Raw genomic sequence first — 21,760 nt, forward strand, 5'->3', positions numbered from 1 at the left:
ACTTTATTTAGCAAGAAATTCATCAGGTTTTGTTATTTTGTCGCCAGGACATGGACAAACCTCTTCTGTTCCGAATTTTCTTGCATAATTCTTGTTTAATCCGTCACAAATTAAAGACAATCTACAATCCATGCACTTGGGGGAATATGTGTAGCTTTCTCCCGTAAAAACTTTGGCCAAATGTTCATACGCACCTGAGTCTTCCATGAAATTATACAAACCTCTTGACACCTTTGGTGCAGGTGCGGAAGAGTTTACATCCGACCAAGATTTATAATCCCACTCGTAGTTGTCATATGGTAATTGTCGATAATTATAACATTTGTTTTCATGCCCATATAGAAAACAAAATGGCATATACCTTACGGCAGTATGCATGCTGTGTATATCGCAATAATTTAATGCCTCATGTAAACAATCTTTCATTTCAGAAAAACGAGCTATTAAATCAAATGTTTCATCATGATCTCTGAATAAATTACAGGAAATATAATTGATTGTGCGACACCCCTTTGTGTATACAAATTCTGCTATGTTTTTTAAAGCTTTAAAATTAGTTTTATTGATAGTGACATTTGTGCGAAATGGTATGCTCAAATGAACCAAATTATCTAACGCCTTCTCAACCCTGGAAAAACTGCCATTCACACCAACGACATCATCATAAGCAACCCCCAAATTATGAACAGAACACAAAAAATCCTCTATTCCAGCATCCTTAAATTGTTTGGCAACATCCAGATCGGCAAGAGCTTGCATGTTTGTTATAATGGTTGGCCTTAGTCCAATCTCTCTACAATATGATACCAATTGCAAAATGTCTGGATAGATGGTTGGCTCTCCACCAGTAATGTCTACAAATTTATTTTTGTATACAGACCTAAAAGTATGAGCATCCCTTTTGCAACAATCTAAAGAATACCACTCTTTAGGCACGGTTACATTATCTGCATAGTAGCAAAATCTACATCTTAAATTACATTTAAACCCAATGTATAAAACGGCTCTTTTTGTGAATTTACTTTGTTCAATTTTAAGCATTATAACATTTTCAATAATTTTAATCGCTTCCACAAATCAAACATTAATAATGAATATTTATGAAAACAACTGGGCATTTGCTGCATTTGCTCCGATTGTTCACAATCAAAATAACGATATGATTTAACCATAACATCTCTTACATCTGGTTGATTAAAATAACCAGACAAAGAGGATGGGTTGAAATTATGCACTGATAATATTTGCTCAAGATATGTCTCTTCTGCTCGTGGGATATTGTCATTTGCCGAGCCATCATGCCCATACATATCCCAATTAGCAGGAGTTCTGAATGCGTAATTATTGCTTTGATAGTCAAAAAGATAAGTCGGAAATGGATGTTTAGCCAATTGCACGGAATTGCCGTAAAAATAACGCAAATAATGCCACCTAATAAATCTTCCAAATTGTGCAGATTTTAAAACACAACAAATATTTGGATCAAACCAATCATCATCATCAATCGGTAAGATTAGATTATTTTCATCTCTCAATAAACCCTGCATTTTTGGATCATTTTCATAAACGACAAGATCGGCCTGAATGTCCGCTAAATTAACTTTCTGTATTTCGTGTAGTGCAATTCTAAATTCGTGATATGGTATATTGAACAAAGAATTCCATGTGTCAATGACTAATTCTGCTCTAAATACTTTTGTGTAAAAACTAGATGGAAAATATTGACGAGACCATACTTGATCCTGGCGAATTACTATTATTATCTTCATGTATGACCCAATGTTGTGAAAACCTGTCCAAGGTAATTCACAACAAACTTCTCCATCCCTGGATATTTACTCTCTCTGTTCCCGGCTATATTTAGTGTTTCTATGTTGTGTTCCTTTATCCAATCCACAACCTCTTGCACAGGTCGTGGATTCTCCACATCCACATCAATGATTGGTTTTTCAAACCTGCTGCAAGATTGAGAAGTCAATATTTCACCCGCCGAGTCAAAATCAAATGCGAATCGTATTGTGCCATCGCCCATCTTGGCATTGGCGTGAGTTCTGGGCACATAACTATCCGTATTGGTTTCCCAAAGCCCAAAACGTTCAATCAACTCTGGTTTTGTCCCAGCTTCTGTTTTACACCCTTTGGGACACCAACCACCAGTCTTTATCCCAAATTTCTCGGCGGCTATAAGCCCACCTAAATCCGCCCCCGTCTGGGCACCACTACAAACCATTTTTAACATACAATTACCTTATTCCTTTGCCAAAACTCTTCTACTGTGCCCTTTCCAGCCCATTCCCTCGCTGGGCCACCTGTAATAGCATTTGGATACACAAATGGCACCTTCATGGGACTTAACTCATAACCAGAACTGGTAAGCCCTCTAATTTCCAATAATTTTTCAGCATTGGGATTGAAGTGCATCCCCAGTGCCCGAAATGCCCGGCGTACAGATACGTCCTGAATATGCCTCGGCACAGCCTTTGTGTCATGATTGCATCCAGAAACTACATTCGATGGATCATTGTCATAACAGTCTCTGTATTGGCTGGCCATGCCATGAAAAATACTATATTTATCTTCCTTTATATACAGCAAATAAGAAACATCATACAAAAGAACAGCCTCATTAAATGTAAGAATTTCATCATAAAACTCCCAACATTCTTGCCAGTTTCCCTCGCCACAATAAGCATCAAACATTTTCTCCCACTTTGTCCGATCCTTGCCAAAATATCCTGGCTTGGCTATGATTTCCATCATCAGTCCTCATTTTTCTTGGGAATAAACCCAAATCCATCACTCTCGTCAGATTTGGGACGCTCTTCAATCATAATTCTCAATGTTTCCACGGCATCCTTGTATTCTTCTCCTAAAATGCACACCCCAATAAACAACTCTTTCAAATGTGCAATAGAAAAACCACTCGTATCCTTTGTCCATTTGGCAATATCAATTTTAATGGTGGGGTTTTGTTTCGCTAAATGCTCGAAATACAATTGTCTGCATTTCTTATTGGGATTGGGCATCATAAATCTTCTGTCAAATCTGGAAGGACGATTGATAATTCGATCCCCCAATTTCTCTGGATAGTTCGTGGTTGCTAAAAAAACCACCCGTTCAATTTTCTCAACACCATCCAAAATATTGAGCACCTCCGACTCTCCGTACTCTTCCAACAAGGAATCAATGTCTTCCATCAATACCACAATCTTTGTGTCAGGCTGCACTTCTCTGAATAATCGCACCCCCTCCAAAAACATATGAGGCACAGAATTAAACTTGAACACAACGCCGCCACGTTCAATTACATCGGCCATAACGATCTGAATGGTACAACTCTTGCCAGAACCCGCTGGACCCCACAGAATCAATCCACGGCGATAGGTGAGCCCAAAATCGGCATAGGTTTGCTCTTTTGTCCAGAAGTTCTGAATCTCTGCCACAACCTTTGCGGATTCGCTATCAGGAAACCGTAATAACCCTTCTGTTTTTACCTGCACCTTCTCAAAATAATATCCCTTGGTGTTAGAAAATTTAATTTCATAAACACCTGGACATAGCAAAGGAAATGTCTTTCCAGCAGGAAAGAAACGAGTACCATCAGATGTGGTCCATTGTGTCATACGTCCAAATTTTTCTTCTTCTTCATCCATTATAGCATAGGGGTTTTGAGAATTTCTGGGCATCTTGGTCATAATAGCCCCCAAATTGATGGTGCTACCTTTTTTTTCCAAAATATCATTTAATATTCGCTGACTCTCAACTGACATCCTTTATCTCCTTGTTGAAGTTAAAATTCTACAGAGTTATTATAAAAGAAATGATTGATAATGTCCATATATAAAATCTGAGGTATTTAAAAATGAAAACTTTTCAACAATTTATGGAAATGGCTAGAGTGGCAGCCATAAAACCAGCTATCAAGTCGCAAATGAATCGAGAGATCAATGCAATTGCCAAAGGGTTTCATGATAAAATACCCCTCTCGCCAATCTTTGCCGTTCTGGAAAAACTGGGCTACCAAGCCGTGCAAGAAGATGGCACCCCGTGGTCGGGAATGCTGGTCGGCGGGGGAGAGTGCGGCAGCGAACAATCTAGAAGCCAAGTGGCCAACATTGACATTGTTCGCAAAGAAGATAATACCCCAATGAACAATGCCCTCTACCTATCCTGGTGTAAAATGCCATCAGGCCGATATGAAGTCGTTGCATACATTAGTTAATAAAAAAAGCCCCGCTCATCCGAAAATGAGCGGGGCTTGCCTTCGGCACCGACCCAGACGCTATTTCTTTTTAGTAGGCTGAACCATATTCGGGTCCAACGACAAATCCTTAGCGGTCTTCGCTGTCAACAGGGCGATCAAATCAGAAGCTCCATTTTGTGCTCCTGCGGTGCCAGTTGCTCCATTTCCCATAACAATCGACGGCACCCAACTTCCCTCATGCTTCGCAATAGCTTCGGCATAAGCCTTGTTGATTTCAACCCAAGCGGCCAATTTCTTTTCCAAAGCACCGTCAGCCTCCATCACCAATGTGCGACGTTTGGCTTCACCTTCACCCAAGGCAATTTGCTCTTTCTTTGTCATTTCGGCTGCTTGTGCTGCCAACTCGGCCACCTTCAATTCCTGGGCAGCCTTGGTTTCGGCCACGGACTTTTCCTGCTTCGCCTTAGTTTCAGCCACAGTCTTGTCCTGGTCAGCCTTGGCAACTTCCTTAGCGGCAACTGTCTTTTGCTCCCACTCAGCCTTGGCAGCATTAGCTTCACCTTGCTTCTTGGTTGTAATACATTCCTGCTCGGCTTGTTTCGCAGTAGCCATAGCGATCTGAACTTGCATAGTCAGTTTTTGCTGCTGGCTAATTTGTTCTTCAACCTGCGGATCGTATGCAACTTCATTGATACTAAGATTAAAAACCTTAATCCCAAATTGCTTCAAAGGACTTTCTTCTGCTCTCTTTGGCTTTCCGTCCTTATCAGTAACTAACTCAACTTTGGCAATTGTCTTAATAGCACCTGTAAGAGGGTCAGTTGCCTGCTCTTGAGTAGTCTTGGTAAGATAAACACCATTCTGGATTTGATCCTCAATCAAATTAAGCAATTCATTCCGGCGTTCGGCATAAGATTCCTTTGAACTCATGGTCGGGCCAGTCATATAAATTGACTTCTCGATGATTGTGCGAATCAATTGCTGTTCGACCGCCAAATGGCTTCCATATTGCTGATGAATACGTGTTAGATGCTCTTCATCCAATGGCATCTCCCAACTAATACCGCCTGACAGTTGGGCATGCCCACCGTCATTGAATCGGATTTTGATAGAGTTGTCTGCGGCAGCAGCCCCTTGGTCATTCTTGGCAGAGAACCAAAACTGTGACCGTCTATCATAGCAAGTTACTTTGCCGAATCCTTGATACTTCACGCCCTGTGATGTGTACCAATCTAGTTGGCCTTTGACCGGGCTCTGAATTACCATAAGTTGTTTGGCGTCCAAGTTCTCAAAAAATCCAAACAAACTAAAACACACAACAACACACAAAATCACAGAAACCAACAACAACAACACTTTTCTCGGGTCCATTGAGTTCTCTCCTTGATACGAGGGTTCAGAATAAACACTACTACGCTTCATTTCATTTGCCTTTCTTCAATTTCTATTTCTGCTTGCAATGCTTTCAATTGTCTTTTCTTTTTTGCCAAATCCACCTCCTCTTTGGCTGATGCTAATGCGGCATCAACTGTTTTGTTTTTCCGCTTAAAAATAGGAAAAGTTGGTCGGCCCAAAAGAATAGGAGCGATTACTTGGGTTATGGTAAACCCAACTATCAACACCACAATAATAAACTGGACAGCTTCTAAAAAGACCATATATTACCCTCCATTGATTCCAAAGATTATAACCAATTTAGGATTTCTTTGCAAGATAAAAACCCGGCTGCACTTGCGTGCAACCGGGCTCGAAAGGAGACGCCGTTATTTTTCATCTAAAGAACGCAATGCTGTAGTAAGAAGGAACAAATCTATTCTGTCATCCTGAGACCAACCAGCATCGCCCGCACCACATACGCAAACAAATTGCTCGGCAGTTGCAGCGGCAATAATATCTGCTTTTTCCTCTTCTGATAGTTTTCTCACGCAAAAAACATCATGCATATCAAGTCTGCAACATGCACACAGAGTTTGCAAAAGCCTTGAGTTAAATTCCCCATCCTCAAATTCAACTTGATGAATTATTTTGGATAGAATTCCTTTTGGCAACCCAATATGTTCTTCTAGTGTCGCCAATTCAACATCTTCTTTGGCTCGCTTGCGAAAAGACTCTGCAACACCTTCGCAGATTCTTTTTTTTACTCCAGGCATACCGCCGTCAAAATATTCCCAAACGCATTTTTCATCAAACATGGTTAAACTTTCGGCAAAATTCTTGCCTTGATGTCTGCGATGATTTTTTCTTTGTCATAATCAGGGGCATCTTCGTGGGATGTGTGACCTGGACCGTATAATTTATTCAGGTTCTTTACGTCATCATCTTCGGCATCTGGATTATCCCAATCTTGATCTGCATTGCCGTATGCTTGCTTTGTGTCTGTATTCCACGGATTGCCATCTGTAGGAATATAGGCTCGTAATTTTTTGCCATCCCAGTAGACCACAAAGAAGACTGGTATTTCCCAATCGCCGCCAGCACTGACACCAAAAAAAGTCATGCCGTTGTCTAATGTGTTGTAACCAAGCAATCCCTCTAATTCATAACAACAATTGCTGGTATCTGTGGTTACATTTTCAAAATCGAATTCGACCTTGAAATCACTTCGCACAAAATTGTAATCATACACATTACGTTGGGATGCACCGATTTTCCCAGCCAATTCAACAGCTTCAATAGGGGCAAAAAATCTTGGCATTTTTATTTCCTGTGTTCTACAACAGCTTGGCAAAACTTAAACACATCTTCGCCAGACCATCCGTTTTTCGCATATTGTGCCATCAATGACACAAATTGAATATTAGTGGAGGTGCTGGGAATCGCACCCAGGTCACGCACGGCACGCCAATGAGTTTCTACATGTGTATCTTGCCGTTTATGTCGTCTGTATAAGCCACAGCAAGCAAAGGCTCATACGACCTATCGGCGTTATCTTAGTTCAATTTACGCCATCTACATTGAACGCAGCCAAATTTTTGACGGGTTTTTGGACGCCTTGGCGAGCTTCCTCAACCCGTGGCCACTCACGCAGCCAGTGCAACGTAATCGTTAGCAACTAAATTTTTGACCAACTTTTTTACATGGCCTGTTGGTCAGCCATGACATGCAACTCAAGGGCTAAAACCGTCGTTCGATTCTATTCACCCCCGTTTCGGCTTTTTGCCATCCACACACAGTTTACGAAGAAGCCGAAAACTCCCTCACTGTCTTTCAAACGCATGAATGGGGCCTGTACGCTAAGCTTTCGCTTCGGTCAGGTAACGCCATTATACTTCAGAAACTTAGTTTGTAAACCCCATTAGCTCCAACCATTCTCTTCACTCCATCCGGGGGGATCATAATAAGGCTTTGGCTCCCACATCAAATCATGCTCTGTTTTTTCGAATTTCACATTGTATTTACGAACAACGGCGTCAAAGTCCAAATTCTTCAATATCTCCCACCACTTTTTCCACTCTCTGGCATCCTCTGGAGAGATTGGACCACCACGCACCGCATACAAGGTTTTTTTTATCAAAGAACTATCGTGCAAAAATTCGGCTGAACAAGTAAGCATGGCATCCCTCGCACCCTTTTGAGGGGAGGCAGGGCCATAAACACATTTAGAATATGGAATGAGCCCCAAATCAAATGCTTCTTGAACAGTCATTCGAGCACAACCAGATTGTTTATCAAACCACATGTTATTTACTCCTATATTGCTATACGAACATCATGAATAAAAAGAGTAAAAAACACCTGGATAAAAAATGCTGTTTCTGTGGGGAAACTGATTATTCTACATTAGATGTCCACCGCATCCTCCCCGGCAGCGATGGTGGAAAATACACAGAATCTAACACCATCACTTGCTGCTGCAAGTGTCATAGAAGAATTCATGCAAAAGAAATTTCCATATTAGGAAAAAGATTCTGCACAAATGGTCGATACTTGGTACATTTTATAGAGGGTGCAAAAGAACAGTTTAGAGAAATCTAGCCACCCTTAAAGGCTTCCCCCAAGCCGTAGAGAAATGCACCAATCAATCCCATCCAATACCCCAAAGCAGGAAGTAGAAAAACTGCAATCATTTTCCAAATACTCGGGTCTGGTTTGGCTCCCATAATCAGGGCAAACAACATTCCAACACCACCCACAAGGGCCAAAAAAAATCCGATTAAAACATAAACCCAGAACATGTAGCCTCCTTAAATATATGCTGCAAATTTCCCTCGAACTGCTGCCTGAACCACATCGGGTTTCACCCCCTTAGCCAGCAAATACTTTGCAAACTCCTCTGGGGTGTTTGGCTCTACTGGTTTAGTACGTAAACTTTTACGCATCTTCTCTTCTGCCACGTTCATAAGAATCTCCAAAAAACTCTTCCCTGATTCTATATCCAACCCCGATCCTCGACCCATTAGGTCCATCAATTTGAAAACAATCCATATTTTAATCTTGCGATCTGGGGCGAATTTGCCATCAATTCCAATTGATGCCTTAATGTGTCTACTAAGTCCCTTCTCACTAAACTCCATATGTTTTGGAACTACAAACCACACAATTTCCTTATCTTCTGGTGATAGGTTGTCCAGAATAGACTGCCACTTATTGCCTAATTTTTTTATTTGCGGCTCATAATGCTCTGGGTCTTCGTGAGCATGGGCTGTCCATTTCCCTGGTCCGAAGTCAGGTGACATCATCTGTTTTACAGTGTGCCCAGGAAAATCAGACAACGGTTTGATGGTATTATCGGGATATTTGTAGCCTGCGGTGGAGGCTTTGCCCACATCATGCAGCCAAGCAAGTATCCTCAAAAGCATTATATCCCCATCGCTGACCGATGGCAAGTTTGAAAAAGCCTCTTCTCCCCTAGCTTTCTCAAACATTTTCACAGCTACAGGCAGAGCTTTTCTAACAAGCCTTGTGTGTAAAAACACAGACCCCTCTGGGTGCCATTGTGCGGACTGTGGCACATTTTTCAAAATATCCCGTAAGCTGCTCATTTCTAACCAATTTTTGAATTCCATTAACATATCTATTGTAGAAAATTATAGTTTCTACACTAAATACAGACAAGAGGTAAAATTATGGCCTTTCAATTAGACAAAGAGAATGCGATGATTGCAGGCGTATGCAGTGGACTTGCCAAGGATTTTAGCTGTGACCCATTTATTATCAGGATATTATTTATAATATTCTTTTTAGCTGGCGGTAGCGGAATACTCCTTTACCTCATCCTTTGGCTTCTAATGGCGTTAAATACACAAGGAAAATAATATGAAATATCCCAAATTCAACAAGTTTCTCGAAAGAAAAGACCCAGAGTTGGTTCGCAAACCCAAAATTATCAAAACAGGCGACAAGCTAACTGGAGCCGATGATCTTTGCGGCGAACCCAATAAGCCACCCAAAGAAGCCAAGACACACAAAAATATAAAAAAAGTAGCCGATGAGCAACCTCAGGTCAAAGAAGGATTATGGGCTAAGTTTTTGGAAAAAAAGCAGGCAAGCTCTGTGGTAGAAAAACCAGCCACGGAAATTATTGCTGACTATCCCTTCAAGCCACCCGTTGCTCCTCCCGAAGCCAAGACCAAGGGAAAAAATTGGGATACTAAGGCTCCCAAAGCCAGCAAACCCGCTGCCTATAAGCAAGGCACAGATGCTAAGCCCAAAAATAGTGATGAAGGACTGGGTAACTTAGGGAGTATTCCCCGAGAAGAAATTAAACTCAAGGCAGGCGATTCACCACATATACCGGGCGGAAAAAGTGTTGGGGATTACACTACAAAAACAGAGACCTTCTTAAAGAAAACAAAAGGCATGCCCCTGAGCGAATTCACCCAATACATGATTAAAGAAGAGCGATCTGTTGAGGGCGTTCATCAAGCAGAAGTGCCACAAGCTATTAAATACATTGCTTCAGTAGCCAACAATGAAAACATTTTGCGAGATTTGGTTGTGGCGTTGAGACAAAAAAAATTAATCGGCAGCCTGATGGAAATGTTGATGGAATATCCTGAGTCTTATCGATCCCTTACTAATCTTTTGGGAGAAGAACAAAAAGGCTCTATGCGTTGCAATGCATTAGTACGAGCCATGAATGAAATCGTTGGTCCTCCTATTGGAATAGACAATATAGGAGACGATGAAGAAGTCACCCGTCGCATTGGTGATGATGGCGAACCAGAAGATTTTGAAGACGATGACGAAGATTATCCAGAGGATGATGATGATTTTGAAGATGAGGATGAACTAGGTGACGAAGATGAATTAGGCGATGAGGATGAACTAGGTGACGAAGATGAATTAGGCGATGAGGATGAGCTAGGTGACGAAGATGAGTTAGGCGATGAACTAGGTGGTGAAGATGAATTAGGCGGCGAAATGCCTGGAATGGGGAAACACATAATGGGCATGATGGGCAAACATATGGGAATGCATCGAGGAAAGTTTGCAATGGACCATCTTATTCATGCATTAAATCAATATATGAAAAGAGATTAAATGAACACATCATTCAATGAATGGCTGAAACTTCATGAAAAGTGGGATATCATAGGCCCAAACACTCCCGTTCCTAAAGACACAGATGAAGACGACGATCCCTGGGAAGATTGGGGCGACGATGAGGACTGGGAGGATGAAGAGCGACGAATGCGAAGAGGGCACGCATTAACTGGAGTTCGAACACCAGTAAGTGATTTGGGAACCACTCAAGGAAGAGCCTTGGGAAAAGATTCTCGACTTCCCCGTGGAATGCACATAGTAGACCCTGATAAAGAAGAGCTACAAAATGCTAAACAATACCTTGGGGCAGAATATTACAGGCTAAGAAACAAATTAGAAAAAGGTGTCGCCACCCCAGAAGAAAAACATCTACTGAGGACATTAGCCAGAAAACACATAGAAGGAATCTACCACCGTAAAAAACCTGCTACTGTGCGTAAATTCACATCCTTCTAATCATCCTTATCTAGATGATGATACAACCATTCGATTGTATCATCATCATAGCCCAAATTTCTGAAACTTGCGTAATCCCCTGGAAAATCCCTTGTGGGCTCGCATGTAAACACTGTCTCTTTGAGCTTTTTGAAGAATGCCTCATCCATCGCCTTGTCCATTAGTAGCTCTCCAACATTTCGTACCACCATCTGATGCTTTCAAGTCCCTCGGCAGCTAAATCTCTGCCGTCCAGAGCTAAATGGTTATCTTGGCCGGGCATAACAGTATATTTTGCCCTGATTCTACCAATGGCATACTTGACGTGTGCTAATACGCCTTCCTCTTCCAGAATTGATAACATCTCCTCTGGCATTTTCGATTTATACACATCCATCACCCTTTTAATTCTATTGGCAATCTCTGTGTATTGCTCGTCTGTAATTTCCAATGAAACAATTGGAGCACCGAGCATTGCAAAAACAAATTCTTTTCGCACCATGCTGTCACCTTTCTTGGTGTAATCTAACTTCTGTTCATTTTTTGGCATGTTAGTAGTAATTTGCATTGCCTGCTTCTCTTTGGCACTAACAGCGGGAAACTCCACCACAACTGTCTTTTCTACCATATCAATAACCCGCATCATACCCCAAAAGAAGCCATCCTCATTTTTGCAAAACTGGACAGCTTGATTTAAATAATCAAATTCCTGTCCATCGTATTTCCATCCTTCATCCTGTAGTCGGCTTTCTATTCTGTATCTCATTCAATTACCTTATAGCCCCATTCTTTGGCTTTTACCAATACTTCTTTATGGTAAGCGTCTTTAATTTCTTGCGAACAATGCGATGGATATGGCTTACAAGTCAATCGCCGTCCTATATCTGCCATCAATTTCTCTCTGGTAGGAGTATCGTCTGCACCATATTTTGCCATATCCATCAATATATCCCACTCACCATCCATCAAACCACGGATTTCACTCTCTGTAAGATCAATGCTCAAACAATCCGCAATCATGTCATGGATATCAACAATATCATCAGGCTCTAATTCAATCGAACACTTCATCTCTTATCCACCCTACTATATCTGTGGTTGTTTTATTGCCAAATTCTTTCTCGGTAGCTTCGACTACACTATGGTCGAACGTATGATAATGACCATATCGAAATGGATGATGATTATCGCTATCGTAGGCATCACACCATTCCCAGCCGAGTTGTTTTAACTTACCAACAACATCTAATTCCTGCAATCCATCGGGCACCTGTATTAACCATTCTCTATGCTCATAAACTATCATTCTAAATCTTCTTCTTCAATTTCCTCGGTGGTATCTTCTTTGTCTTTCCTTGCATTGTCTACAAAATCTTGAATGCTGTCTCTCCACATGCCATGTCGTTTGACGATACAAGCAAACTCTTCCATATCGTGCGGCTTACAAGATAATTTGAGCACCGGCTCTTCATCATCCTTTTCTTGATATTCTGCCGCCGTATGACACAATTCGTGGTCAACCAAAGCAATACGCTTATCTTCTGGAAGAACATCCCAAATTGGCTCAGAAATTGTAATAACAAAGAATGGATCACCACCACTTTGTTTGTCAGCAGCCAAGTAGGCATTGAGATTGGTTATTTTTCGACATGTGCCCCAAACTTCCGAATCGCCCTTCATAGGAACCTTATCTATGAATAAATAATCCACCCGCACATTGAAATCCACAATGTGTTGATGATATTTGGGAATCAACTCATCAGCAATTTTTTTAACTTCTGGAGCGTCTTTGTAAGTTGTTGTCATTTTTTATTCCTTTCGTTCATTATGTTGTAAATTAAGTCCCATAACTCGCATGGAACATTATCAGCTATTTCACCAGAATTTTCATAATCCCAAATTATTTTACTGGCATTACTAAACAATTGTTTGGATGGTTTATATCCGCCCAGTTCATGTATAGCTCTACTTGCCACTATTTTACTTTTTTGTGACACATTTAACAATAGGATTTTATGGAGATATTCATCCAATATTTCTATCGGAGTGTTGCTTTTTGTCTCTGGGACAGTTGTGTAAGAGATTCTTTTTGGAAACTTCATAAATCACCAAACTGTTGCTGCTATTAGACCTGCACCGTCTGCCGCCCACTCAAAGGCAGTCTTTTTAATTACTGTAACCCCATCATCTTGTGTCACAGACAATTCTGTTTCAAGAGGAACTTCGTTGACTTCTATTTCGTCCACAGGACAATCAAGTAAATGATCTACCAACACTTTAGATAAATCACTTAAGTCAGTGCCTTCTGGAACCAATGGTTCTAAATATAATCGCAAAGCCTCATCTTTAGATTCGGCAGCGAACCACCATTGTTCTCCATCGTCAATTTCATACACATTCATTATTCTCTCCTCTACTGGATGTTCATAATTTGGAAGAGAAGTCTCGTACTCATATCTGCTTGTCATTTTTATCCTTTATGCCTAAAACTTTACTAGTATAATCGACTTTATTACGACTTCCAGAATACAAAGCAATTGAATTATCAATAATTTCAACTTCTATGTCTGCTGCACATAAGTCGTAATCTTCGAATGTTTTATCTTCGTTATAAATCCTAAAAAAATATTTCTTCACAAAAGGGCTATACAACAAAAATCCACGCACACCTTTGGCTGGCTTTTCTTCGTTCATTTTGATGCCTTTTTGCGAACTTTCCTAATCTTATGCGGACAAAAATTAGTACCCGTTGTTTCCGATACTTTTTCTTCCCCCATATAAATAAAAACTATGGCTGATCCTGTTAGCACCGCTGATGGTCTTGGCTTATATGGCACAGCCAAGATACCATCTTGTGCTATATTGACATAAGAAAACAAGCCCCGCTGCCCCATCGCCAGCTTTTCCCCAGTTTGAGTAACATAATATGGACCACCAGAGCAACGAAATACATCCCCTGGATGTAGCGTGACCTTAGGGCTATACTTAAAAGGTTCGGCAGGTGGTTTAGGTTGCTTTTTTTTCACTCAAACACGCTCTTTATCATAATGGCTTGTCATCAAACCTGATTTTCATTTGCTTGCCACCACGAGCAGGGCTCAGGAACCTTGATGATAACAGATCATACTTCACCGGGTCAACATCAGTTATTCCCAAAAGATAATTTATCATAAACCCGGCACCAGAGCCTCTGCCCGGCCCTCTTGCCGTGCTTCCCGTGCCGCCGTATAACTCGATGCATTTCTGACGGGCAGCGTCAACCATCATTTTTTGAATAATAAAATACGAAGAAAACTCCTTCTCTTTCACCAAGGTGTATTCTTCCTGCATTCTGGACAAGTATTCTCTAGTCTTTGGTATGCCTCTTTTAGTCGCACCCTCTTGGATAAGTTTTTTCAACACTTCATCATCATTGGGAATTTTTGGCAATTTTACCGAGCGATCCAGTTGCACTCCCTTGCATTGTTCGCATATACGCACAGTATTTGCCTTGGCAGCATTAAACAAATCCTTATCGAGATAAGGGTCAGATGCCCATTTCTCATTGATCTCCTCTTCGGATTTCATCCAGAGATTAGTGTCTTGCAACTCAAAATATTCTTCAGCTTTACCTTCGGCAACGGCTTGCTCCATATCGGCTACCGTTCTCTTAGAGCCAGTCATAAGCATTAACCGTTGCATTTTGCTGTCTTCTTTTTTGCAATAATGACAGTCTTGTGTGAGCACTAACGGAATGCCTAATTTTGCATGTGCTTGAACAATGAATTGGTTGTAGGGCTTTTGTTTAACAAAATCCAACAACATGATTTCCAAATAATAATTTTCACCAAACAAGTTGTGATATTTCTTGATGGTCTCTATAGCCATTTCGGGACCGAAGTTTTTAAATGCTTGTCCCACTGGACTATTAAAACAACCGCTGCCAACCATCAACCCCTCTTTATGCTGCACTAATTGATCCCAATTAATGCGAGGCTTATAGTAGAAGCCGTGTAGCCATCCAAAAGAAGTTAAACGAACAAGATTTTTATATCCTGTCTCGTTTTTGGCCCACAAGGTCATGTGATATGACTTCTGCATCGCCTTGCGGGCTTCTGGTGGCATCTCTTTAAGATACTGCTGCATAGTCTCGCCCTTTTGCACACAGGGCTGTTTTGGTTGATAATAGATTTCTACGCCAAAAATTGGCTGCAAACCGTGTTTATCGCAGCAAGCGATTTGGTTAGGAACAGCACTCATCATGCCGTGATCGGTAATGCAAAGATATTGTTGATTTATTTCTTTGGAATAAATCGCATACTCTTCAACTGTGCCGTATCCATCCAACAAAGAATAATGAGAATGGCGATGCAAATGCTCGAAACCAACTATGTCATTCATATGTGTTTTTTCAACTCTTCAGTAAAACGAGCAATGATTTCATCAACAGAAACCTCGCCAGCTTCTATGGCTTTCTCAATATCGCCCAAAACCAACTCTTCATCACCCTTCCTGTCATAATACAGGAAATTGGCAATTAAGTCACTAACATTTACCAAAATTAAATCACGTCTATTCATATTCACCTCCATCATCATCTTCGTGCTCTAATGCATTCATTTTACGATTGTTGCATTTAGAGCAGTGGAGTATTGCATACAACTCCCCATCGTCTAATCCTTCTGATTGCTTATGCAGTGTGGGCAGTTGGCACTTATCACACCAACATGTTCGTTTATTGACATAGCCCATCTTCATCCTCTGCTATTAATTCTTGTGATCCACAACGAGGGCAATATTCACAGGGCGACTCTTGTCCATCATTGTCCCAAATCACTTCATACCGTAAGTCGCAATCTTGACATTTAAGCATAATCGTTCCTATCCATCATCATAATTAAATTCATGTTCACTTGGCCATTCGCTTTCCAACATGCCTATTTCTTCCTGCACAAGCTCTATTGCTTCAAGAATGTGCTCTATGGCGGCCCTTGGTGACAACTCTTCATTTCTTACATGCCTAATATTTCTTGCTATCTTTTCCCTTAGCTCATTTATTTTAGGCCAGTAAGGCTCCATTATTTCTTTGCTCCGTGGGATTGTTTCCATTCTTCCCATTCATCTTGAGCTTCCTTGGCTTCTTTGTCCAACTCAGCCATTTCGTTCTTCCACGCTTCATGAACAGATTTGAACGATGCTGTCTTTTCCTTTTTTTCTGCATGTAGTTCTGCAATTTTTGCAGAAAACTTCACAAATTCATCACTCAATAATAATTCTACATTTTCCATTTTTTTTAACCTTTCTATGTAACCCGCACAGGGTAGTCCATTTCCCACTTTCCAACAACTTCCAGTGTTATATCAAGTGGCTCAACGCCATCGTCAGGATAGTGGTCGAAAACCAATCCATCCGTGGTTGAACCAATGCGATGGTCAATATAATACACTTCGTTATTCTCTGCTAAAACCAACACGGTTCCGCCATCTAAATAACTATTTTTAACCCAAGCTTTCATAAACAATTTTCTTCTAAATATTTTTCAATTCTGTCTATCAAAGGCTGATTGGGCATCCCACTATAAAGTGACTCCAAACATTCGCCCAACAATTCTTCGGCAGTGTCCCGTAACGCTTCGGGGGCTTCCAATGGCTGCTTTTGCCCCCATACAACTTGTTGAATACCAAGGGATTGCAAAAATTCTATCCCCTTACGGGTTTTTTGTCTTTTGCCCTCACGATATTCAAAATGAGATTCCATATCCTGTGAAAACCCATCGTTTTCACCGTCCCATTCTGGCAAGATTTTCCAAATTTCCTTGCCAAAGCTCACATCATTAATGTGTAGATTTTTTTTCCAAAAATCCTTTTCCACCAGCCAAATCCCACCCTCTTCGTCATGGTCGCCCAACATGTAATACAAGTCTGAAGTTTTCATTAGCAGATTCCTTTATCCAATGATTTTGTCATATTCCTGTCTGTTGACCGCAACAACAGTATCTGGTGATCTGGTGACATAGATCAATTCCTCGCCATCTTTGTCCCTGGTAGCCAATATGACTTCTCTGTTCAACCCCCACAATCTTCGCAGAGAAAGGATGGTATCCTTTGCATAGGAAGGATATAGCGGATATCCATCCCACTGATGCTGTAACAACATGTGCCCTCTATTTAAATGGTTGGGATCAGCCAGCCGAACATCTGGCAATCCGCCGTTCAAATAATCGCCAATTAATTTCTTTTTAATTTTCTTATAGTCACGACTCTTGATTACATACTCTCCATTAGGTCGATGTTCCCACTCAAAGAATTCATATTTATTGCAAAAATCTTCTGTGAAGAATTCTGAAATAGCGGTGAAATCATTATAGAATTTTCTAACCTCTAATACTTTATCGTGCCCCAAGCCCAATTTTTCATCCCAATCTTCCCGCTGCTTGATATCTCGGCACTCATCATACAGGGGTCCAAACTGGCCCTTATTCCAACGTTCTTCAATATCTTGAAAAATACAGAATCCTAATTTATAGGGATTCATCGAATACTTGCCGCCCAATACCCCCATTTTGTGAATAGCATACTCAACAATGCCATTATCGTGTTCTGACTGGCCCAGACTAACGAAACCCTGTACTGCCATTAAGTTAAAATCAACAAAACTAGCCCAGCCTTCGTTGAGCATTTTGGTCGGTCGTTGAGGACTGAAATATATTTCTTCCTCATAAATCATAGCAACAATATCAGACTGCCAAGGCTGCAAAGGTGCATAATCTCGAATGTACCGCAAAATGTCTTTTGTTGGCTCTTTGAAAATGTTTAATTCTTCGGCCACCTCCCTTTTTTCCAACCTCTTCCTTTGCTCCTTCATCCATTCTTCTGGATTGAGCCAAGGTTCCATATAATCATGCCCCTCTTGAACCGGCAAATGTTTTGGATGATGATAATGCCTCACGTCCTGTTTGATCGGGTCTTTAAATTTTCTCTGCTCCCAAGCACTAGCTGGATCGACCAACGTGGTAATTCTTAGCACATGATCTAAAAATTCTGTGACTTTTTCTTTGCCCCATCGTTGCATGTATTTGCGAATTCGAGTACCATGATTCGCCAATTCATTCATCATATTTTGACTAGTTGGCGAAAAGTAAACATTATTTTTGAAAAAGTCATTATGTCCTAAAGCATGAGCAACAACCGTAACATTATCCACCAACGTATTGGAATCGAGACAGTAAATATAACAAGGATTGCTATTTACAACCATTTCGTAAATGCGATGCAGCCCATGTTCATAACCTTGTTGCAATTCATTGTATTCCATTCCCCAACGCCAATGCGGATAACGAACAGGGAATCCACCATAGGATGCTACTTCGCTAATTTCATCATAAGTCAGCATCTGCACGACTGTTGGATAATACACCAATCCAAAGTCGGTTGCTGCTTTCATAATATTGGGAATGACATTTTGCAATTCCTTAGGCAACACTACGCCAGGGATTGTGCTATCACCCATCAAGATCGGAGAACCACGCATCATTTTGCTTGCCACTATTTATTTCCTTTAATGTTGGTGCATTGTCATCGTATCATCTGCTGGATAGCCATCTTTTGTTTTGGCAGCACCCAACAAATCCAAAATAGCTTTGGTAATTTGATTATTTCTTTCTTCTTCCGTCAATTGAGGCGTACTATAATAACCAGCAGATATTTTCGTTCTGGCAGAGGCTTCGTTCATACCAATTCCCGTAGTTTTTAAATTAGGACAATCAGGAAGATTGGTATCAACATATTCCTTTAGGCTATTTTGACTACTCCAAGGCAAAATTTGAGTAATACCAATTAAATTAACGATGTGCCCTGGAAATTCATTTTTAATAGTATCACAAAAAACCTGATTATCCTCGCCCCAGTTTTCGCCATCCGTGAAATAAAACACATAAATATTCCATTTCTCAGGAGGATAACGAGCCTCAAACTGCTTGGAAATTAGTTTTAAAGCTGATGAACAAGTTGTTCCGCCACCATAACGATAACGATAAAATTTATGCTCATCTACTTCTTGAGCAATAGTATCATGCCAAATATAAACACGCTCAGTACGTTTGTAGAAATGTCGAATCCAAACATCAATCCACCAAGCCATATCGGATACAATATCACATTTATATTGATCCATGCTGCCAGAACCGTCACGGGCAAAAAAGATTACGGCATTAGAAGAAGGAACATTAAATTCCTTGTACTGCCGATATCGCTTATCACTGTTAATGGGCGTAATCAGTTGTATGGGATCAGGACAACCCGGCACTTCGTGTAGATTAAAAATCTCTCCAGAAGCACACATTCTCTTCAGTGCCTGTAACCAAGTGCGGCGATTATGTCGCAAAGATTCTGGACCTTGAAGAGCTATGTCATTATATTTTATTTTCTTTTCTTCATAAATTTCCTGCGGCTTGGGCTTCATATTTGGAAGAGCCAACTCATCTTTCATAAGCTTCAAAACTTCTTCCATCGATATCTCGACGGTGACGCCTTCTGATTCTTCCTGCCCAGCATCATTGCCTTGCCCTGGCTCTGGGTCTTTGCCAATAACATCACCCTTTTTACCTGGACCTCTGCCGATGCCTTCCTCTTCTTGACCACGAACAATATGTGGTATATCAATGCGAGGCACAGTAATGCGAAGACGACCATTTTTTCCACGCAATCGCCAAACATTTCTATTTTTGATGTATTTGCTCAATTCTTTGCGAATTTTACCTGAATATACATCAATAAAATCTTGATAATCTTCATCAATGCGTCTTGTAGTCAACAAATCATCTAACATAATTAGTTCCTTGATGATGCTATTGTATCAAAATCCCTGCACCTAATCAATACATCAAAATTTTTAAATGCTTAAAAATCCACACGGCCTTTTTGACATTTTCAAACATCCAGGGCTCTGTTTTCTTGATTAAACCAGAACCACTACCAGTTGACGATCCTCCCAGCAATCCACAAAACAGTCCTGCCAAACCAAGTTTTTGTGCGGCAAGAGCGTTGACTGCAACTCCTTCTGCACCGCCCGCACCACCATATGTAGGACTTAATTTTGCGTGAGGAGAAACCAAATTCACATAATTGGGAAACACACTCAAAAGAATAGATTTCAAGTTGAGAGACTTGTCCTTGTATATATCTTGAAACCCATCATTGCCAAATTGAAAATTGTCCCAATCCTTCCAATATGGAACTAAAAGAACCCAATTCTCACCACCTAACAACATGCGTTCTTTTAATACTCGCAACAATTCTTTTCGGCACCAATCTTCTCTGGTCAATCCTGATGTTACCCAATTATATGTGGCATTTATATCATACCACCAAGGGGAATCTTTTATGCCCATAAATTGATAAAAATAAGGCGATGGAAAAAAATATTCCCCCCAACAACCCAAGCTGCCAACAGTAATAGCATGTTTAAAAGTATTCTTTACTACCCCAATATAATTTTGCGTATAGCTCTCAGCCTGGGCATGCCAATAACTAAAAAACCTATTGACTAATCTCAGCCCCAATTCATTCCCCCAAGGGAAAAATTGCTCATTTAAATCTTTTAATGCAGGGTTATAACTTGCCAACGCTTTCGAGAAATCATTGCCCTGTCCATATTGATTGAGCAAATACCAAGAAGGGTCTGCCCATAGAGGTGTGCCCACCGGAGTGTGGACATACATTTTAACACCATTAGCCCTGGCTAAGTCTTCTGCTTCTAACAATCTGTCAAAATTATATTTGCCAGGAAATGGCTCTGTTTCCCACCAATAATTATAATACCACACTGCTTCGATTTCACATTCGGCAAACCTTGCAAAATCATCCTTGCCATAATCTGTGCTATTGTATCCTAAAACTATGACGCTCATTATTGTTCCCAGTAAGGCTTGTCTAAGACAGGGTTTTTCTTTGTGTTTTCCACATACCAACCCCCGTCAGACTTCTCCAAACAAGCCTCAGCCAATAAATTCAAAACATCCTGGGGGGCATAGCCTCTTTCACGATAATCCTTAATCTTGAAATTGCCCCTGGTCTTCGACATATCGGAAAGGTCTTGACCATCTCGTTGAATTAATTTAGGTATATAACATAGCTTTGGAGGAACAAACCCCAACAATCGACAGAAGTAATAATAAAGACTGGATTCCGATACTAAGTCCTCTCCACGAATAATTATATTACATCCCTCACGATGATCTTGCACAACCTTGATGGCTGTGATTAGGGGAATAAATGGGTAGGGCCTATCCTCATTTCTGACAAAGGGGCGAGACCATTTAATTCCATCATCCTTTTCCAACCCAGGAACACCAGACAAATATTGCAGATTTGTTTCATGCTCTTTAGCAGTATGAGAATACAAATCAACTTTCATACCCATCCAAGAAAACTCTTCCTTTATGGTCTCACAAAATTCATTGACTTTATCTCTGCCCAAGGATTGCAACTCTGGAAAATCCAGATCATCAAACCTAACTATGAATCTGCCGCCCTCTCTGGCAGCGGTATGATAGTTTATCAATGCTAAATATAAATGCCCCAAGTGAAGTCTACCACTGGGGGTTGGACTAAATCTTGTTGTCATTATTTTACGTGTTCACTAAAGTATGCAATCCAC

At 40.7% G+C, this 21,760-nt stretch carries 36 protein-coding genes and 1 other RNA gene; 5 read left to right on the forward strand and 32 right to left on the reverse strand.

Annotated elements, in window-relative coordinates; genetic code table 11:
• Nucleotides 1-3 precede the first annotated feature (3 nt).
• From M0R80_01775 to M0R80_01795, 5 genes are read right to left on the reverse strand one after another with little or no spacing between them, the layout of a single operon-like run.
• Nucleotides 4-1,074, reverse strand: a complete 1,071-nt coding sequence (locus tag M0R80_01775; GenBank protein MCK9458355.1) for a radical SAM protein — start codon at nucleotides 1,072-1,074, stop codon at nucleotides 4-6.
• Nucleotides 1,041-1,769 (reverse strand): hypothetical protein, encoded by a 729-nt coding sequence (locus M0R80_01780; GenBank protein ID MCK9458356.1) that lies wholly within the window; start codon nucleotides 1,767-1,769, stop codon nucleotides 1,041-1,043. Before M0R80_01780 ends, M0R80_01775 begins: the two co-directional genes overlap by 34 nt.
• Nucleotides 1,766-2,239 (reverse strand): putative molybdenum carrier protein, encoded by a 474-nt coding sequence (locus tag M0R80_01785; GenBank protein MCK9458357.1) that lies wholly within the window; start codon nucleotides 2,237-2,239, stop codon nucleotides 1,766-1,768. Before M0R80_01785 ends, M0R80_01780 begins: the two co-directional genes overlap by 4 nt.
• Complete coding sequence (locus tag M0R80_01790; protein MCK9458358.1) at nucleotides 2,233-2,760, reverse strand: hypothetical protein; 528 nt, start codon at nucleotides 2,758-2,760, stop codon at nucleotides 2,233-2,235. Before M0R80_01790 ends, M0R80_01785 begins: the two co-directional genes overlap by 7 nt.
• Nucleotides 2,760-3,770, reverse strand: coding sequence for an ATP-binding protein (locus M0R80_01795; protein MCK9458359.1), 1,011 nt, complete (start codon nucleotides 3,768-3,770; stop codon nucleotides 2,760-2,762). Before M0R80_01795 ends, M0R80_01790 begins: the two co-directional genes overlap by 1 nt.
• Nucleotides 3,771-3,862: 92 nt before the next feature.
• Between M0R80_01795 and M0R80_01800 the strand changes: the two genes are divergently transcribed.
• Nucleotides 3,863-4,222, forward strand: a complete 360-nt coding sequence (locus M0R80_01800; GenBank protein ID MCK9458360.1) for a hypothetical protein — start codon at nucleotides 3,863-3,865, stop codon at nucleotides 4,220-4,222.
• A 60-nt stretch (nucleotides 4,223-4,282) separates the two neighbouring features.
• On the opposite strand, the gene M0R80_01805 is transcribed toward M0R80_01800, so the two are convergent.
• The 6 genes from M0R80_01805 to M0R80_01830 all read right to left on the reverse strand — a co-directional run bounded on the left by M0R80_01805 (nucleotide 4,283) and on the right by M0R80_01830 (nucleotide 7,883).
• Complete coding sequence (locus tag M0R80_01805; GenBank protein ID MCK9458361.1) at nucleotides 4,283-5,575, reverse strand: SPFH domain-containing protein; 1,293 nt, start codon at nucleotides 5,573-5,575, stop codon at nucleotides 4,283-4,285.
• Between the two features lie 47 nt (nucleotides 5,576-5,622).
• A complete protein-coding gene (locus tag M0R80_01810) occupies nucleotides 5,623-5,862 on the reverse strand; it encodes a hypothetical protein (GenBank protein ID MCK9458362.1) in 240 nt (79 codons plus the stop codon).
• Between the two features lie 105 nt (nucleotides 5,863-5,967).
• Nucleotides 5,968-6,396 (reverse strand): hypothetical protein, encoded by a 429-nt coding sequence (locus tag M0R80_01815; protein ID MCK9458363.1) that lies wholly within the window; start codon nucleotides 6,394-6,396, stop codon nucleotides 5,968-5,970.
• Nucleotides 6,397-6,398: 2 nt separating this feature from the next.
• A complete protein-coding gene (locus tag M0R80_01820; GenBank protein MCK9458364.1) occupies nucleotides 6,399-6,899 on the reverse strand; it encodes a hypothetical protein in 501 nt (166 codons plus the stop codon).
• A gap of 103 nt (nucleotides 6,900-7,002) precedes the next feature.
• Nucleotides 7,003-7,349: a transfer-messenger RNA gene (ssrA, locus tag M0R80_01825) on the reverse strand.
• Between the two features lie 150 nt (nucleotides 7,350-7,499).
• Complete coding sequence (locus tag M0R80_01830; GenBank protein MCK9458365.1) at nucleotides 7,500-7,883, reverse strand: hypothetical protein; 384 nt, start codon at nucleotides 7,881-7,883, stop codon at nucleotides 7,500-7,502.
• 32 nt (nucleotides 7,884-7,915) lie between these two features.
• Between M0R80_01830 and M0R80_01835 the strand changes: the two genes are divergently transcribed.
• A complete protein-coding gene (locus tag M0R80_01835) occupies nucleotides 7,916-8,179 on the forward strand; it encodes an HNH endonuclease (GenBank protein ID MCK9458366.1) in 264 nt (87 codons plus the stop codon).
• On the opposite strand, the gene M0R80_01840 is transcribed toward M0R80_01835, so the two are convergent.
• Both M0R80_01840 and M0R80_01845 read right to left on the reverse strand, forming a co-directional pair.
• Nucleotides 8,176-8,379: a hypothetical protein gene (locus tag M0R80_01840; GenBank protein MCK9458367.1), complete on the reverse strand. Its 204-nt coding sequence runs from the start codon at nucleotides 8,377-8,379 to the stop codon at nucleotides 8,176-8,178. The two genes, M0R80_01835 and M0R80_01840, sit on opposite strands and share 4 nt — an antisense overlap.
• 9 nt (nucleotides 8,380-8,388) lie before the next feature.
• Nucleotides 8,389-9,210: a hypothetical protein gene (locus tag M0R80_01845; protein MCK9458368.1), complete on the reverse strand. Its 822-nt coding sequence runs from the start codon at nucleotides 9,208-9,210 to the stop codon at nucleotides 8,389-8,391.
• Nucleotides 9,211-9,300: 90 nt separating this feature from the next.
• On the opposite strand from M0R80_01845, the gene M0R80_01850 reads away from it, so the two are divergent.
• From M0R80_01850 to M0R80_01860, 3 genes are read left to right on the forward strand one after another with little or no spacing between them, the layout of a single operon-like run.
• Nucleotides 9,301-9,459 (forward strand): PspC domain-containing protein, encoded by a 159-nt coding sequence (locus tag M0R80_01850; protein ID MCK9458369.1) that lies wholly within the window; start codon nucleotides 9,301-9,303, stop codon nucleotides 9,457-9,459.
• A gap of 1 nt (nucleotide 9,460) precedes the next feature.
• The gene (locus M0R80_01855; protein ID MCK9458370.1) at nucleotides 9,461-10,687 is read left to right on the forward strand and encodes a hypothetical protein; all 1,227 of its coding nucleotides are present in this window, start codon (nucleotides 9,461-9,463) and stop codon (nucleotides 10,685-10,687) included.
• Nucleotides 10,688-11,146 carry a hypothetical protein gene (locus M0R80_01860; GenBank protein ID MCK9458371.1) on the forward strand — a complete coding sequence of 153 codons (459 nt, stop codon included), beginning with the start codon at nucleotides 10,688-10,690 and terminating at the stop codon, nucleotides 11,144-11,146.
• Here the strand turns inward: M0R80_01860 and M0R80_01865 are convergent.
• The 19 genes from M0R80_01865 to M0R80_01955 form a co-directional block, all read right to left on the reverse strand.
• Nucleotides 11,143-11,307: a hypothetical protein gene (locus M0R80_01865; protein ID MCK9458372.1), complete on the reverse strand. Its 165-nt coding sequence runs from the start codon at nucleotides 11,305-11,307 to the stop codon at nucleotides 11,143-11,145. The two genes, M0R80_01860 and M0R80_01865, sit on opposite strands and share 4 nt — an antisense overlap.
• Complete coding sequence (locus M0R80_01870) at nucleotides 11,307-11,891, reverse strand: hypothetical protein (GenBank protein ID MCK9458373.1); 585 nt, start codon at nucleotides 11,889-11,891, stop codon at nucleotides 11,307-11,309. The genes M0R80_01865 and M0R80_01870 overlap by 1 nt, the downstream gene beginning before the upstream one ends.
• A complete protein-coding gene (locus M0R80_01875) occupies nucleotides 11,888-12,196 on the reverse strand; it encodes a hypothetical protein (protein ID MCK9458374.1) in 309 nt (102 codons plus the stop codon). Before M0R80_01875 ends, M0R80_01870 begins: the two co-directional genes overlap by 4 nt.
• A complete protein-coding gene (locus M0R80_01880; protein MCK9458375.1) occupies nucleotides 12,180-12,431 on the reverse strand; it encodes a hypothetical protein in 252 nt (83 codons plus the stop codon). The genes M0R80_01875 and M0R80_01880 overlap by 17 nt, the downstream gene beginning before the upstream one ends.
• Complete coding sequence (locus M0R80_01885) at nucleotides 12,428-12,931, reverse strand: hypothetical protein (GenBank protein MCK9458376.1); 504 nt, start codon at nucleotides 12,929-12,931, stop codon at nucleotides 12,428-12,430. The genes M0R80_01880 and M0R80_01885 overlap by 4 nt, the downstream gene beginning before the upstream one ends.
• Nucleotides 12,928-13,227, reverse strand: coding sequence for a hypothetical protein (locus M0R80_01890; protein ID MCK9458377.1), 300 nt, complete (start codon nucleotides 13,225-13,227; stop codon nucleotides 12,928-12,930). Before M0R80_01890 ends, M0R80_01885 begins: the two co-directional genes overlap by 4 nt.
• A 3-nt stretch (nucleotides 13,228-13,230) precedes the next feature.
• Nucleotides 13,231-13,527 (reverse strand): hypothetical protein, encoded by a 297-nt coding sequence (locus tag M0R80_01895; protein ID MCK9458378.1) that lies wholly within the window; start codon nucleotides 13,525-13,527, stop codon nucleotides 13,231-13,233.
• Nucleotides 13,528-13,576: 49 nt separating this feature from the next.
• Nucleotides 13,577-13,819, reverse strand: a complete 243-nt coding sequence (locus tag M0R80_01900) for a hypothetical protein (protein MCK9458379.1) — start codon at nucleotides 13,817-13,819, stop codon at nucleotides 13,577-13,579.
• A complete protein-coding gene (locus M0R80_01905) occupies nucleotides 13,816-14,151 on the reverse strand; it encodes a hypothetical protein (protein ID MCK9458380.1) in 336 nt (111 codons plus the stop codon). Before M0R80_01905 ends, M0R80_01900 begins: the two co-directional genes overlap by 4 nt.
• A 16-nt stretch (nucleotides 14,152-14,167) precedes the next feature.
• Nucleotides 14,168-15,505, reverse strand: coding sequence for a PHP domain-containing protein (locus M0R80_01910; GenBank protein MCK9458381.1), 1,338 nt, complete (start codon nucleotides 15,503-15,505; stop codon nucleotides 14,168-14,170).
• Nucleotides 15,502-15,684, reverse strand: a complete 183-nt coding sequence (locus M0R80_01915) for a hypothetical protein (GenBank protein MCK9458382.1) — start codon at nucleotides 15,682-15,684, stop codon at nucleotides 15,502-15,504. Before M0R80_01915 ends, M0R80_01910 begins: the two co-directional genes overlap by 4 nt.
• A 301-nt stretch (nucleotides 15,685-15,985) precedes the next feature.
• A complete protein-coding gene (locus M0R80_01920) occupies nucleotides 15,986-16,183 on the reverse strand; it encodes a hypothetical protein (protein ID MCK9458383.1) in 198 nt (65 codons plus the stop codon).
• Complete coding sequence (locus M0R80_01925) at nucleotides 16,183-16,392, reverse strand: hypothetical protein (GenBank protein ID MCK9458384.1); 210 nt, start codon at nucleotides 16,390-16,392, stop codon at nucleotides 16,183-16,185. Before M0R80_01925 ends, M0R80_01920 begins: the two co-directional genes overlap by 1 nt.
• Nucleotides 16,393-16,406: 14 nt before the next feature.
• Nucleotides 16,407-16,619 carry a hypothetical protein gene (locus M0R80_01930; GenBank protein ID MCK9458385.1) on the reverse strand — a complete coding sequence of 71 codons (213 nt, stop codon included), beginning with the start codon at nucleotides 16,617-16,619 and terminating at the stop codon, nucleotides 16,407-16,409.
• Nucleotides 16,616-17,038 (reverse strand): hypothetical protein, encoded by a 423-nt coding sequence (locus tag M0R80_01935; GenBank protein ID MCK9458386.1) that lies wholly within the window; start codon nucleotides 17,036-17,038, stop codon nucleotides 16,616-16,618. The genes M0R80_01930 and M0R80_01935 overlap by 4 nt, the downstream gene beginning before the upstream one ends.
• A 12-nt stretch (nucleotides 17,039-17,050) precedes the next feature.
• Entirely contained in the window at nucleotides 17,051-18,649 is a 1,599-nt protein-coding gene (locus M0R80_01940) for a SpoVR family protein (protein ID MCK9458387.1), read from the reverse strand.
• Between the two features lie 12 nt (nucleotides 18,650-18,661).
• Complete coding sequence (locus M0R80_01945; GenBank protein ID MCK9458388.1) at nucleotides 18,662-19,930, reverse strand: DUF444 family protein; 1,269 nt, start codon at nucleotides 19,928-19,930, stop codon at nucleotides 18,662-18,664.
• A gap of 46 nt (nucleotides 19,931-19,976) precedes the next feature.
• Entirely contained in the window at nucleotides 19,977-21,011 is a 1,035-nt protein-coding gene (locus M0R80_01950) for a beta-galactosidase (GenBank protein ID MCK9458389.1), read from the reverse strand.
• On the reverse strand, nucleotides 21,011-21,727 hold the full coding sequence (locus M0R80_01955) for a glutamate--tRNA ligase family protein (GenBank protein MCK9458390.1): 717 nt from the start codon (nucleotides 21,725-21,727) through the stop codon (nucleotides 21,011-21,013). Before M0R80_01955 ends, M0R80_01950 begins: the two co-directional genes overlap by 1 nt.
• Nucleotides 21,728-21,760: the final 33 nt, after the last annotated feature.

It is taken from the genome of Pseudomonadota bacterium (assembly GCA_023229365.1).
In the GTDB taxonomy this organism is placed as follows: domain Bacteria; phylum Myxococcota_A; class Polyangia; order JAAYKL01; family JAAYKL01; genus JALNZK01.